Origin of the sequence: Sphingomonas sp. MMS12-HWE2-04 (assembly GCF_044881185.1) — a bacterium.
In the GTDB taxonomy this organism is placed as follows: Bacteria; Pseudomonadota; Alphaproteobacteria; order Sphingomonadales; family Sphingomonadaceae; genus Sphingomonas.
Genome location: NZ_CP173254.1, coordinates 376,859 through 390,724 on the forward strand (window position 1 = coordinate 376,859; position 13,866 = coordinate 390,724).

The 13,866-nt window shown below is 65.1% G+C and carries 11 protein-coding genes; 4 read left to right on the plus strand and 7 right to left on the minus strand.

Going from position 1 to position 13,866, the window contains the following annotated elements; genetic code table 11:
- Window positions 1-76: 76 nt before the first annotated feature.
- From AB2M62_RS01810 to AB2M62_RS01825, 4 genes are all read right to left on the minus strand, one after another.
- Window positions 77-1,468 carry an exopolysaccharide biosynthesis polyprenyl glycosylphosphotransferase gene (locus tag AB2M62_RS01810; protein WP_404337290.1) on the minus strand — a complete coding sequence of 464 codons (1,392 nt, stop codon included), beginning with the start codon at window positions 1,466-1,468 and terminating at the stop codon, window positions 77-79.
- A 261-nt stretch (window positions 1,469-1,729) separates the two neighbouring features.
- A complete protein-coding gene (locus tag AB2M62_RS01815; protein WP_404337292.1) occupies window positions 1,730-1,957 on the minus strand; it encodes a hypothetical protein in 228 nt (75 codons plus the stop codon).
- Between the two features lie 156 nt (window positions 1,958-2,113).
- A complete protein-coding gene (locus tag AB2M62_RS01820) occupies window positions 2,114-4,201 on the minus strand; it encodes a response regulator (protein WP_404337294.1) in 2,088 nt (695 codons plus the stop codon).
- A 19-nt stretch (window positions 4,202-4,220) separates the two neighbouring features.
- Complete coding sequence (locus AB2M62_RS01825; protein WP_404337295.1) at window positions 4,221-9,602, minus strand: HAMP domain-containing protein; 5,382 nt, start codon at window positions 9,600-9,602, stop codon at window positions 4,221-4,223.
- 196 nt (window positions 9,603-9,798) lie between these two features.
- Between AB2M62_RS01825 and AB2M62_RS01830 the strand changes: the two genes are divergently transcribed.
- From AB2M62_RS01830 to AB2M62_RS01845, 4 genes are read left to right on the plus strand one after another with little or no spacing between them, the layout of a single operon-like run.
- Window positions 9,799-10,164, plus strand: coding sequence for a hypothetical protein (locus AB2M62_RS01830; RefSeq protein WP_404337297.1), 366 nt, complete (start codon window positions 9,799-9,801; stop codon window positions 10,162-10,164).
- Window positions 10,164-10,439, plus strand: a complete 276-nt coding sequence (locus AB2M62_RS01835) for a DUF5985 family protein (RefSeq protein WP_404337298.1) — start codon at window positions 10,164-10,166, stop codon at window positions 10,437-10,439. Before AB2M62_RS01830 ends, AB2M62_RS01835 begins: the two co-directional genes overlap by 1 nt.
- Window positions 10,439-10,696, plus strand: a complete 258-nt coding sequence (locus tag AB2M62_RS01840; protein ID WP_404339755.1) for a DUF5985 family protein — start codon at window positions 10,439-10,441, stop codon at window positions 10,694-10,696. The genes AB2M62_RS01835 and AB2M62_RS01840 overlap by 1 nt, the downstream gene beginning before the upstream one ends.
- A 7-nt stretch (window positions 10,697-10,703) precedes the next feature.
- On the plus strand, window positions 10,704-11,345 hold the full coding sequence (locus AB2M62_RS01845; protein WP_404337300.1) for a 4'-phosphopantetheinyl transferase family protein: 642 nt from the start codon (window positions 10,704-10,706) through the stop codon (window positions 11,343-11,345).
- Here the strand turns inward: AB2M62_RS01845 and AB2M62_RS01850 are convergent.
- Genes AB2M62_RS01850 through AB2M62_RS01860 form a run of 3 tightly spaced genes read right to left on the minus strand, consistent with a single transcriptional unit; the run spans window position 11,342 to window position 13,858 of the window.
- Complete coding sequence (locus AB2M62_RS01850; RefSeq protein ID WP_404337302.1) at window positions 11,342-12,490, minus strand: hypothetical protein; 1,149 nt, start codon at window positions 12,488-12,490, stop codon at window positions 11,342-11,344. The genes AB2M62_RS01845 and AB2M62_RS01850 overlap by 4 nt on opposite strands.
- Window positions 12,487-13,599 (minus strand): acyl-CoA dehydrogenase family protein, encoded by a 1,113-nt coding sequence (locus tag AB2M62_RS01855; protein ID WP_404337304.1) that lies wholly within the window; start codon window positions 13,597-13,599, stop codon window positions 12,487-12,489. Before AB2M62_RS01855 ends, AB2M62_RS01850 begins: the two co-directional genes overlap by 4 nt.
- A gap of 1 nt (window position 13,600) precedes the next feature.
- Window positions 13,601-13,858 (minus strand): acyl carrier protein, encoded by a 258-nt coding sequence (locus AB2M62_RS01860; RefSeq protein WP_404337306.1) that lies wholly within the window; start codon window positions 13,856-13,858, stop codon window positions 13,601-13,603.
- Between the last annotated feature and the right edge of the window lie 8 nt (window positions 13,859-13,866).

The following is a 13,866-nucleotide window of genomic DNA, read 5'->3' on the forward strand; positions in this document are numbered from 1 at the left end:
GTGACGCAAAAAGCTTTACGGAAGATTGCCTGTGCGCCGAATTGACGCCGGCACGCGCATCCTTCCGCCGAGCCGATCAATAGGCGTTGCGGTGAACGAGCACTTGCGCGGTGCGGGCGAGGATGCCGACATCGCGCAGCAGGCTCCAGCGATTGAGATATTCAAGATCGGCGCCAAGCCGGTTGACGATGTCGCGGCGATGCTCGGTAGCACCGCGAAAACCGCGGATTTGGGCGAGTCCGGTAATGCCGGGCTTGAGTGCGTGGCGATGCCAATATTGCCGGTCGACTCGCCAGAACAGCTCGTCGCCCGCCTTCGAGCCGAGGGCGTGGGGGCGTGGCCCGACCAGGCTCATGTCACCCAGCAGCACGTTGATGAGCTGGGGTAACTCGTCGATGCTGGTCTTGCGGATGAACCGGCCGACTCGCGTGATGCGGTCATCGTCGCGGCTCGCCGAGCGCGTTCCATCCGAGTCGCTGGTCTCGACGCGCATGCTGCGGAACTTGAGGATGTGGAAGATCCGGTTTCCGCGGCCCATCCGCTCCTGGCGGAAAAAGATCGGACCGGGCGAGTCGAAACGGATCAGCAGCGCCACTACGAGCATCGCGGGGGTCAGTGCGACGAGTACAGGCACGGTGAGCGCGATGTCGAGCGCGCGCTTCTTGGCGCGATCGGCCAGGTTGAGCGGCCCGCGCGAGACCACGACAGTGGTGACACCGGAGAGCTTGTGCACCGCGAGCGGGCCGAGTTCGGCGATTTCAGGGACGATGATCTCGCCCTGGATGTTGGCGCCCTTGAGAACCTGGGCCCATTCGGTCTTTCGCTCGGGCGCGCAGCTGATGACGACGCGATCATAGTGCCGCAGGATCTTGCCGAGCCGATTGAGCATGTAGGGGTCGTCGAGATCGGACCGCAGCGCGGCATTGCGCGCGTCGATCACGTCGCTACCCAGGCACTGATCCGGGACGTTGCCGCCGTCTACGATGACCAGCTCGGCCTCGAGCTTGCCGCCGCAGCTGCGCCACACCGCGTAGCAAAGCAGCAAGCGCTGGGTGAGCATCAGGGTCACCGTCGCGGCGATGCCCATGCTGAGCGCGAAGCGCGGCAGGTGCCCGGTCAGCTTCAGCGAGAAGACGACGAGAAAGAAGATGAGCAGGGTCGTGCTGATCGAAAGCAAGACCTGGCGGCAACTCGCCGTCCCGCTGGTGAGACAGCGCGCGCTATAGGCCTGGTTCTGGAACGCGACGCCGGTGAAAACCACTATTACGCCCAGCAGCGAAGTCCAGGCATCGCCCGAAATCGCGCCGCGATCCTCAATCCCCACGCCGACCAAGAAGCCGACGAGCAAGGCGAGCGCATCGGCGCCGATCAATGATAGGCTGAACCAGACCTTCGCACTGCGCCTGGCCATGGTGGCGAGCGGCATGCGGTCTGGATAACCGCGGATCGCCAAGTCAATCTTTGACATGCGAGGCCCCGAACTCCCTGACGCAAAACTCGGCTCCGGAACGATGGAGCCAGCCGGACTTGGGCACGCGCGAAGACGCGAACTCCAAGTCTTGCTGCATTGCAGCAGGACACAGGGTGGAAATGAACGCAACCCACCGCGCCGCCAAAACCCGGCATTTCGAGACGAGTCGTGCCTGGAGAGAGATTCGCTGAAGAAGCTGTTAACCACCAAGTCCCGATTAAACTTGGTAATTATTCGCTAAACGAAAGCAAAAACGGTTTAGAACAAGGGTTTGATGACGAACCAAGCGATCGCTGCGAAAACGATGAGTAAGGCCAGTGGCCCGGCGAGTCGCGACAGCCCTTCGATCAATCCATCAGCGCGTTCGACGGGGAATGGCGGAATGCGCGTCTCGGTTGTTGCGGCGCCGATCGCTGCGACTTCATCGCGTTCGTGCTTGGCCGCCGGAGCTACCGGCATGCCCCAGGGGCTCGATCCTTCCGACATCGCATCCTCTCGCAGCAGACTGGCAGCAGTCCGTCCGCATCGCTCATCTACCCTATTGTGCCGGGTTTATCGAGCGGCAATCGATTCGTCGGATTGACGGCACGTCAGATCGTACCAGAACAAGACGGAAGCACTTGGTTCGCGGCGTCCCTTCGCTCAGCCGCGCGTGCCCCGCGCCGCGGTAACCCTTGCTCTGGCGAGTTCGGACAATGTGGCGATGAGTTGCTCGGCGACGAATGGTTTGCCCAGAACCAGCACGCCATCGTCCCCCAGCGCGGCCGAGTCGAACTCCCCATAGCCGGTGACGACAAGCGCGGGCAGGTCGGCGCGGTGCGCTCGGATTTGGCGAACGAGTTCGGTGCCGGACATGCGTGGCATGGCATAGTCGGTGATCACCACGTCGAAGCTCTCAGGCGTCCGCTGGAAGCATAAAAGCGCGTCCGGACCGTCGATCGCGTGCGTGACCTGGTGGCCGAGGTCCTCGAGCAACGCACCGGTCGTGGCGCGCACGCCATCGTGATCGTCGACGAGCAATATGTTCAGCGTCTTCGCGGGCGCAGCGTCCAACCGATCGATGCGAAGTTCGGCGGATATCGGGATTTCGTCGGTGCGGGCGCGCGGCAGCCAGATTTCGACACATGTGCCGACGTCGACTTCGCTTTCGACGCGCACGGCGCCGCCGGATTGCTGCGCGAAGCCATAAACCATGCTGAGCCCGAGCCCGGTGCCCTTGCCAACAGCCTTGGTTGTGAAGAACGGCTCCATCACCTGTTCTAGCAGATCGGGCGCAATCCCGCAGCCGGTGTCGCGCACCGCGAGCACGACATAATCGCCCGCGGCGAGATGGGTGCGGCCATCGCCGCCGAACACGATTTCGTCGCGCGCGGACACCGTAACGAGTCCGCCCTCGGGCATGGCGTCGCGCGCGTTGATGATAAGGTTCATCAGCGCGAGCTCGAGCTGGGCGCCATCGGCATAGACTGGGGCGACATCGCCGCCGAGCGACCATTGCATTTCGACCAGCCCGCCCAGCGTATGGGCGAGCAGATCCGTGACGGAGGCGGCGAGTGCGGGGATTTCGATGGCAGCGGGCTCAAGCTTCTGGCGGCGGGCAAAGGCGAGCAGGTGCTTGACCAGTCCGGCACCCTGCTCGGCAGCGCGACGAGTCATGCCGACGATCTTCTTCTGCTTGTCGTCGAGCGGCACGCGGCGCTCGATCATCCCCAATCCACCCAGCACGGCGGCGAGCAGGTTGTTGAAATCATGCGCAATGCCGCCGGTGAGCTGGCCGATCGCGTCCATCTTGCGCGCCTGCGTAAGCTCGCTTTCCAGCTCCTTGCGCTCGGTGACGTCGAGCAGGGTGCCGGCATATTCGACGGGATTGCCGACAGTGTCGCGCAGCAGCACCGCGTGGTCGAGGAAATGCTTGTACTGCCCGTCGGCGCATTGCCAGCGATACTCCACGGCGAGTGAGCGGCCTTCGGGCCGGCCGGCCAGCGCCTCGATCACGCGGCCGCGATCGTCCGGATGGAGCCGCTCGACCCACAGGCCGGGCGTGCGCTGGATATCCGCGAACGCGAATCCGGTGAGTGCGGAGAAATTGCCGCTGACGAATTTCGGGATTCGCGGGTTGGCGTCGATCTCTTCGAGATAGAGGATGATCGGCAGCGATTCGATGATCGCAGCCTGGCGCTGTTCGGCGATGCGCAAGGCCTGTTCGGCACGCAGCAGCTCGGCATTGGCACGCAAGTTCGCATCGAGCAGCGCCTGTTCCTGTTTGGCCTTGCGCTGAATCTCGCGCGTCATCGTGAACAGATCGACGAATACCGCGACCTTGGAGCGCAACACGACCGGATCGACTGGCTTGAACACATAATCGACCGCGCCCATCGAGTAGCCGCGCAGCAGGTGCTGACTCTCCTTGTTTACTGCCGAGAGAAAGACGATCGGCACGCGCTTGGTCTGTTCGCGCGCGCGGATCATCTGGGCGGTTTCGTAGCCGTCGATGCCGGGCATGTAGACGTCGAGCAGGATCACCGCGAACTCGTCCTTGAGGAGGCGGCGCAGCGCTTCCTCGCCCGAATCAGCGGTGACGACTTCGGCAACGTCCTCGAGCACGGTCGAAATGGCGAGCAGGTTACGCTCGTCATCGTCGACTACGAGCACCCGGGCGCGCGGCGGCGCGGACTCGTCGGCAGGTCCGATGCCGGCGGGGGCGATCTTGGCTGTCCGGGGCGAGGGCATTCTGGCGGTCATTCCCACCTCAGTTGGGTTCCGCCACGATCAGCCCGATCGTCTGCGAAGCCTCGCGCGACCGCGCGATCCAGACGCGCAGCAGAGCGAGCAGCAAGTCGATGTCCACCGGCTTGGCGATATAGTCCGACGCGCCCGCATCGAGGCATTTCTGCCGGTCCCCCTTCATGGCCTTGGCCGTTACGGCGATCAGCGGCAAATCGGCGAGCTGCCGAAGCTGGCGAATTTGCTGCATCGTTTCATAACCGTCCATTTCAGGCATCATGATGTCGATCAACGCGATATCGATGCCCGGTGTCTGTTCGAGGATCAGAATGCCGTCGCGCCCGCGCTCGGCATGGAGCACCTCGACGCCATAGCTCTCCAGCACGCTGGTGAGCGAGTAGATGTTGCGGATATCGTCATCGACGATGAGGATCCGCGTATCGGCGAGCTCCGCCAAGGCGCGGGCATTGGCGACTTCCTCGATCTGGCCGGGCGCGAGCTGGGCCAGGGCGCGCGGGCGACCCATCCGCTCCGCAAGATCGGCAAACACCTCGGCAAGCGCTTCCCTGTCGGCGGGCTTTTCGGTGACGCCATAGGCGCCGAGGTCGAGCGCCTTAGCGACCTTGTCGGCGCCGGAGATAACGTGGATCGGCACGTGGCGCGTCTGTGGGTCGTGCTTGAGAAGATCGAGCAGCACGAAGCCGTCAATGTCTGACAGGCCGAGATCGAGCGTTATCGCGTGCGGTTGCAGTTTGCGCACCATGGCCAGCGTGCCGGCGCCGGCAGTGGAGACGACGCCCTTGAGGCCGGCGGTGCGCGCGATGTCGAGCAGGATCGAGGCGAAGGTGGGATCGTCCTCGACGATGAGCACGAAGGGCTCGCCGCCCAAAGCGTCTCGGTCGTCGTTGAGGTCGAAGGTGGCGGGGAGGGCAGTGGGGACCATCGCGCCCGAATTGTCGTAGCGCGCGGGGGTGCCGGTCTGCCCGGCCTGGGCCGGTGCCACTGCCTGGAGCGGAACGAACAGCGTGAAGGTCGATCCCTCGCCCGGCTTCGAGCGAACCTGAAGTTCTCCGCCGAGAAGGCGCGCGATCTCGCGGCTGATCGAGAGGCCCAAGCCGGTGCCGCCATATTTGCGGCTTGTCGTACCGTCGGCCTGCTGGAATGCCTCGAAGATCAACTTCTGTTTATCTTCGGGGATGCCGATTCCGGTGTCGGTAACGGCGATTTCGACGGCCTTTTCGGCGCCACGTAGCGCCGCATTGTTCGTGCTCCAGCCATGATCGGTGGTGCGCACCGCGAGCGTGACCGAGCCGCCAGCGGTGAACTTGAACGCATTTGACAGCAAGTTGAGCACGACCTGCTGGAGCCGCTTCTCGTCCGTACGGATCGTCGCGGGCAGGCTGCGGTCAAACTCGACGAGGAAGTCGAGATTCTTGTCGGCTGCGAGCTGACGGAAGGTCCGTTCCATATGCTGCTTGAGGCTGGCGAGCGGCATCTCGCCGACTTCGATCGACACCGTGCCCGACTCGATCTTGGACAGATCGAGAATGTCGTTGATCAGGTTGAGCAGATCCGACCCCGCGCCGTTGATCGTGCGGGCGAACTCGACCTGCTTGTCGTTGAGGTTGCCCTGCGCATTGTCCGCGAGCAGCTTCGACAGGATCAGCAGCGAGTTGAGCGGTGTGCGCAGCTCGTGGCTCATATTGGCCAGGAATTCGGATTTGTACTTGGAAGTCAGCGCGAGCTGCTCGGCCTTTTCCTCCAGCGCGCGGCGGGCGAGTTCGATCTCGAGATTCTTGCCCTCGACCTGACGCTTCTCGTTCTCGAGCAGCTGCGCTTTCTCCTGCAGCTCCTCGTTGGTGTTGTGCAGCTCTTCCTGCTTGGTGGTCAGCTCGGTCTGGCGCGCCTGCAGCTCCTGGGTGAGCAACTGCGACTGTTTGAGCAGGCCCTCGGTGCGCATCGTCGCGGCGATCGTGTTGAGCACGATGCCGACCGATTCCATCAGCTGATCGAGGAAGCTCTGGTGGGTCTCGTTGAACTCGCTGAACGAGGCGAGCTCGATCACTGCCTTCACGTCGTCCTCGAACAAGGCGGGGAGGATGGTGACATTGGCCGGGGCGGCATGGCCGAGACCCGAACCGATGCGCAGGAAGTCCGACGGGACTTGTTCGAGCAGGATTGCGCGCTTGTCCGCCGCGGCCTGGCCGACCAGGCCCTCGCGCAGCATGAACTTGGGCTTCAGTTCGTCGCGCTTCTCGGCGCCGTAGCTGGCGGCGAGCTCGAGCACCGTTTCGTCGCCGTCGCGCGACGAAACATAAAACACGCCGTATTGCGCGTTCACCAGCGGCGCGAGCTCGGACATGATCAGGTTCGAGACGGTCGAGAGATCGCGCTCGCCCTGAAGCATGCGTGAGAAGCGGGCGAGGTTGGTCTTGAGCCAGTCCTGCTCCGCATTCTTCAAGGTCTGTTCCTTGAGGTTGCGGATCATCTCGTTGATGTTGTCCTTAAGCGCGGCCATCTCGCCCGAGGCCTCCACCGCGATCGAGCGGGTAAGGTCGCCCTTGGTCACCGCGGTCGCCACGTCGGCGATCGAGCGGACCTGGTTGGTCAGGTTGGCAGCGAGCTGGTTGACGTTATCGGTGAGGTCGCGCCACAGGCCGGCGGCGCCCGGCACGCGGGCCTGGCCGCCCAGCCTGCCCTCGATGCCGACTTCGCGCGCCATGTTGGTCACCTGGTCGCCGAACGTGGAGAGCGTATCGATCATGAAGTTGATCGTCTCGGCCAATGCTGCGATCTCGCCCTTCGCATCCACGGTCAGTTTGCGCTTGAGGTTTCCCTGCGCCACGGCGGTGACAACGTCAGCGATGCCGCGAACCTGGTTGGTAAGATTTGTTGCCATCAAGTTGACGTTATCGGTGAGATCCTTCCAGGTGCCGCCAACCCCGGGGACCTGCGCCTGGCCGCCGAGCTTACCCTCTGTGCCGACTTCGCGGGCCACACGGGTCACTTCCGACGCGAAGCCGTTGAGCTGGTCCACCATGGTGTTGATGGTGTCCTTGAGCTCGAGGATCTCGCCCTTCACGTCCACCGTGATCTTCTTGGAAAGATCGCCCTTGGCCACCGCCGTCGTCACATCGGCGATGTTGCGGACCTGGCCGGTGAGGTTGGCCGCCATCAGGTTCACATTGTCGGTGAGATCGGCCCAGGTGCCTGCCACGCCGCGCACCTGCGCCTGGCCGCCGAGCTTGCCCTCGGTGCCGACTTCGCGCGCCACGCGGGTCACTTCGGAGGCGAAGCCGTTGAGCTGGTCCACCATGGTGTTGATGGTGTTCTTGAGCTCGAGGATTTCGCCCTTCACGTCCACCGTGATCTTCTTCGACAGGTCGCCCAGCGCCACTGCCGTCGTAACCTCGGCGATATTGCGGACCTGGCCGGTGAGGTTTGCGGCGAGATCGTTGACGTTGTCGGTCAGATCCTTCCAGGTGCCGCCGACGCCCTCGACCTTGGCCTGACCGCCCAGCTTGCCTTCCGAACCCACTTCGCGCGCCACGCGGGTCACTTCCGAAGCGAAGGAATTGAGCTGGTCGACCATCGTGTTGATGGTGTTCTTGAGTTCGAGAATCTCGCCCTTCACGTCCACGGTGATCTTTTTGGAAAGATCACCCTTCGCCACCGCGGTCGTAACTTCGGCGATATTGCGGACCTGACCGGTGAGATTGCCGGCCATCAGGTTGACGTTGTCGGTCAAATCCTTCCAGGTGCCGGCGACGCCCTCGACCTGCGCCTGGCCGCCGAGCTTGCCTTCCGACCCCACTTCGCGGGCGACGCGCGTCACTTCCGAGGCGAAGCCGTTGAGCTGATCGACCATCACGTTGATGGTGTCCTTCAGCTCCAGGATCTCGCCCTTCACTTCGACGGTGATCTTCTTGGAAAGATCGCCCTTCGCCACCGCGGTCGTCACGTCCGCGATGTTGCGGACCTGACCGGTGAGGTTGTCGGCCATCAGATTGACGTTGTCGGTGAGATCCTTCCAGGTGCCGCCGACGCCGGGCACCTGCGCCTGGCCGCCGAGCTTGCCCTCGGTGCCGACTTCGCGGGCGACGCGGGTCACTTCGGAGGCGAAGCCGTTGAGCTGATCGACCATCACGTTGATGGTGTTCTTGAGCTCGAGAATCTCACCCTTCACGTCGACGGTGATCTTCTTGGAAAGATCGCCCGAGGCGACGGCGGTGGTCACTTCGGCGATGTTGCGAACCTGGCCGGTGAGATTGTCGGCCATCAGGTTGACGTTGTCGGTGAGATCCTTCCACGTGCCGCCGACGCCGGGCACCTGCGCCTGGCCACCCAGCTTGCCCTCGGTGCCGACCTCGCGGGCCACGCGGGTCACTTCCGAGGCGAAGCCGTTGAGCTGATCGACCATCACGTTGATGGTGTTCTTGAGCTCGAGAATCTCGCCCTTCACGTCGACGGTGATCTTCTTGGAAAGATCGCCCGAGGCGACGGCGGTGGTCACCTCGGCGATGTTGCGGACCTGGCCGGTGAGGTTCGCCGCCATCAGATTGACGTTGTCGGTCAAGTCCTTCCAGGTGCCGCCCACGCCCTCGACGCGCGCCTGGCCGCCCAGCTTGCCCTCGGTGCCCACTTCGCGCGCCACGCGCGTCACTTCTGAGGCGAACGAGTTGAGCTGGTCCACCATGGTGTTGATGGTGTTCTTGAGCTCGAGGATCTCACCCTTCACTTCGACGGTGATCTTCTTCGACAAGTCGCCCGAGGCCACCGCGGTGGTCACCTCGGCGATGTTGCGGACCTGGCCGGTGAGGTTGGTCGCCATCGCGTTGACGTTGTCGGTCAAGTCCTTCCAGGTGCCGGCGACGCCCTTGACCTTGGCCTGGCCGCCCAGCTTGCCCTCGGTGCCGACCTCGCGCGCCACGCGCGTCACTTCGGACGCGAACGAGGCGAGCTGTTCGACCATGGTGTTCACCACCTTGCCGATGCGCAGGAATTCGCCGCGCAGCGGGCGCCCGTCGATCTCGACGGTCATCGTCTGGGAAAGGTCGCCCTTGGCCACCGCGCCGATCACGCGGCTAACTTCGGCGGTCGGCTGGACCATGTCCTCGATCAATTCGTTGACCGAGCGCAGCTTGGCTTCCCAGCCGCCGGTGGCGCCGCGGACATGGCCGCGCTGGGTGATCTTGCCTTCCTTGCCGACGACGCGCGACAGCCGCTCATATTCGGCGGTCATCGCCTCTTCCATGGCGACGACTTCGTTGAAGATCGAGGCTATCTCGCCATCGGTGCCCTGCAGATCGTCGGGCAGGCGAACGGAAAAATCACCTCGGCGAAAGCTGCGGAGTGCGGCGACGAGTTGACGGCGATCGAGCGTGTCGCGGGGCTGTTCGGCGTGCACCTATCACTCCTGGCGTCTCCCCCTCCCGTTAGAGACAAGATGATCGGGCCCCCCGGCCTGCGACCACGATAGCAACAGCCTCGCTTTAGGAAAAGTGAACCATGCGAACATTTTGTGCGGCGGTTGCGCGATGCGATCGAGCCGCTAGTTAGGGCCCCAAGCCCGGGGGAAGCAGTGACGGGAGACGGCGCCAGGCATGCCGACCAAGCAAGAGGTTGCCAGTTTCGTCCGTTCGTCGTTCCGGTCGGTCTGGTCGCTTGAACTACTCTGCTTCCTGAGGAAGAACCGGGACCAGGCTTTCGGCCATGCCGATCTGGTTGCGGCGCTGCGGGGAAGCGACCTGGTGGTGACGCATAGCGTCGAAGGACTGCTCGCCGCCGGCCTGGTTGTGATCGAGGGGGAGAATCGCGTGCGCTATCAGCCGGTGTCCGATCCGGTGGACAAGCTCGCCGGCGCGGCGGAGGCGCTTTATGCGCAACGCCCCGATTCGGTGCGGCGGATCATCGTGACGCCTTCGGGTGCGGCGAGCTTCGCCGATGCCTTCCGGCTGCGGCGGGACTGATGGGCGCCGCGTTCGCTCCGATCGTCTATCTGCTTTGCTTCGCCTCCAGCGCAGCCTGCGCGCTGCTGCTCGGGCGCAGCTATCGGCGCAGCGGCGCGCGGCTGCTGCTGTGGAGCGCCCTGTGCTTCGTTCTGCTCGCGGCGAACAATCTGTTCGTGATCGTCGATCTGGTGCTGATCAAGGACGTGGATTTCCGCGTGGTGCGCGCGCTGCTTGCGCTCGGCGCCGTGGCGGTGCTGTTGTTCGGCTTCATCTGGGACATGGAGGAGGCGTGATGCTGCTCGCCTTCCTCTCTGGCGCGATCTTCTTCGGGCTGGCGATCGCCGGACTGTTCTTCCTCAAATTCTGGCGCGACACGCAGGACGAGCTGTTCGCGGCCTTCGCGCTCGCCTTTTTCCTGCTCTCGGTGGCGCAGGCGATCCTGGCGTTGGGCGGCATTCCCGACGAGCAGCGGGCTTGGGTCTATCTGGTGCGGCTGGCGGCGTTCCTGCTCCTGATCGTCGCAATCCTGCGCAAGAACCGCGCGCTCTAAGGCGGTGGTGCAGCTGCACCTTTGCCGCGTCGATACCGCGGACGAGGTCTGGTTGCCCGGATTGCTCGCCCGGCTGACTCCCGAGGAGCGGACGCGCGCGGAGCGGTTCGCAGTGGCGCCGGCAAGGCTCTCCTACGCCGCGGCGCACGCGCTGCTCCACCATGCGTTGGACGAGGCGATCGGCCCGGGCTGGTCGATGGTGCGCGGCGAGCAAGGCAAGCCCGCCCTGGCGCCGCCCTTTGCGGACCTCCACTTCAACCTGACGCATGCCGACGGGCTGGTTGCGGTGGCGATCAACCGGGAGGGACCGATCGGCGTCGATGTCGAGGCGGCTACGCGCGCGATCGATGTCGCGAGCATCGGGCGGCGGGTGTTCGCCGCCGAGGAGCGCGGCGATCCGCTGCGGCTGTGGACGCTGAAGGAAGCCGTCGCCAAGGCGACCGGACTTGGCTTGTCGCTGCCGTTCAACGAGATCGTGTTCGACGGCGATCCGCCGCGACTGGCACGGATACGCGATCCGCATGGGCCGGCGGCGCGCTGGTGGGTGCATGGCGAGACCTTTGCCGGACACTGGCTCGCGCTGGCGGCGCCGAGGGGCGGGGGCGCGATCGAGCGGGTCGAACTGCGCGTCGCCGAGCTGGCGGGCTAGAGCGCGGCGCGGACCGGCTCGGGCCAGCGCGCCGGATCGAGGCCCTTCTGGCGAAGGAAGCCATAAACCCAGCGATCGATGCCGAACCCCATGCAGGCGCTTTCGGCAAGCCCATCGCCATGGCCGATATCGTAGAGGCTCGAATAGAAGCCGCGATGGAGATTGAACGAGGCCGCAGCGAGCGGGGCTTCGCCGGCGTCGAGGCGGAAGAGCAGCTCGTATTTGACCTCGCCCATCCGCTGATAAACGGTCTTGTCGCGGCTGGCGTCGAGGAAGAACGGATCGTTGGCGAGCTCGATCGAGACATCGAGATCGAGCGCGCAGCACCATTCGAACGCGCGCTGGATAACCTCGCCGCGCAGCCGCTCCAGCGTGGGGCCGCTGCCGAAGAAGACGATGTCGCGCACGCTGAAATCCCAGCCGCGCGCGAGCGGGCGGAAATTGCCGGCCTCGTAGCGGAAGACATGGTTCTGCATCGTCAGCGTGCGGACCTCGTCGGAGCCGAGCCGGGCGCCTTTCAGCAGCCGATAGCAGGGGAGGCAGACGCCGGGGGTGAGGACGTGTTCGGGCGGGGAAAGCTGAGCGGCGGCACGGTCGGCCAAGTGCGGCTCGGCGGCGATGCGTTCGAGCAGCGGCAGGCTGTCGGGGAAGTGGCAGCAAAAGGTGACGTGCTGGGGGAAGTGCGCGAAATAGCCCATCTCTGCGAGCGTCGTGCTGGGCAGCATCACCGGGAAATGATGGTCCTCGGCATCGAAGGCGCGGGCGAGATCGGCAAAGCCCCGCTCGAAATAGCGGAATAGCTTGAGGGCGTTGCCGGTGAGGCCGGTGAGGCCCTCGCCGAGCAGCGCGAGATCGGGCGAGGCGGCGATCTCGGCGGCGCTGACGCCAGGCTCGGGGCGGCAGGGCGCGTGTTCGAGCAACGTCTTGCGGGTCACCAGCCGCTGGGTGCGGCGCATGCCGGCGACAAAGCTCTCGACACGCTCGGCGGCGGCCTGATCGCGGACCTCGACCAGCAGCGCGCCGGTGCTGGCCTCGAAGCGGAGCGCGCGGACATTGTCGCGATCGACGCCGAGCCCGTCGAGGATCGCGCGGACGCCGGTGTCGCTCACCCGGTCGAGCGCGAAGTGGCAGTGGATCGCGGTCATCGCGGGGCGGCCTGGTAGGCGTGGCGCGCGATCAGCAGCTCTAGCACCTGGGTGCTTCCCTCGATGATCTCCATGATCCGCGCATCGCGGAACCAGCGCTCGACGGGAAGGTCGGGGCCACAGCCCTGCGCGCCGTGGAGCTGAAGCGTGTCGTTGGCTACACGATTGACCATCGTCGAGGCGAAATACTTTGCGACGGCGCCCGCGCGGATTGCATCGGGATCGCGGGCGCTGCGCAACGCCGCGGCCCGTTCGCAGAGCAGCCGCGCGGCCTGGACGTCGACCGACATCCGCGCAACCATCGCCTGGACGAGTTGGAATTCGGCGAGGCCACGCCGCCGGGTGTGGCCGATCGCAGCGTCGAGACAGGCCTGCGCCAGCCCGACACAGCCCCAGGCAAGGTTGAACCGCCCGGCGTCGAGCCCGGCGGCAACGACATGCGAGGCGCCGAAGCCCGGGCGGCCGAGCAGGTGGTCGCCGGGCAGGTCGCTAGCAATGCGCAGCTCGGCGAGCATATAGCCGCGGCAGCCCAGCATGTGGTCGATCGGCACAATCTCCAGCCCGGGCGTGGTGCGGGGCAGTAGAAAAGCGGCGGGGCCGGCATCGCTGTTGGCGAGGACGACGAATAGGTCGGCATTCTGGCCGCAGGTGATCCAGCGCTTGATGCCTTCGATACGCCAGCCGGCGCCCGCCTGGGTGGCGCGGGTCTGCACCGCGGCGATGTCGCTGCCGACCTCGGGCTCGGTGATCGCCAGCGCGCCGAGCATCCGGCCCGAGCTCAGCTCTGGCACCCAGCGCTGCTTCTGTTCGGCAGAGCCCCAGCGCGCGATCGCGCTGCCCGCCATATGATGGACATTGACCAGCCCCTGCACCGAGGCGCTGGCGGCACCGAGCGCCGCGTGCATACGGCCGTGGCGGAGCCAATCATCGTCGAGGCCACCCAGCGCCGGCGGAAAGCCGCTGGCAAAGGCGCCGGCGCCGCGCAGCGTGTCGATCACCTCAACCGAGATGCACGCTTCGCGATCGATCCGCTGGGCGTGCGGCGCTACGTGATGCTCGGCGATCTCCGCCCAGCCGGCGGCGTCCAGCGCGGCCTGCCCGCAGCCCATCTCAAGCCGCCGCGGCGCTGCTGCCCGCGCACTTGCGCTCGACCAGCTCGGTCAGTCGCGCGATCGTGCTGAAATTGGCGATGTCGAGATCGTCGGCGTCGATCTCGATCCCGAACTCCTTCTCGACAAAGCCGACCAGCTGCATCGCGAACATCGAATTGCCGAAGCCACCGGCGAAGATGTCGTCGTCGGGCCCGAGCATGCGGCCCTCGAACGCGCGCGACAGGAAGGTGGCGATCTTCTGCGATGTGACGGTCATCGAGCTTC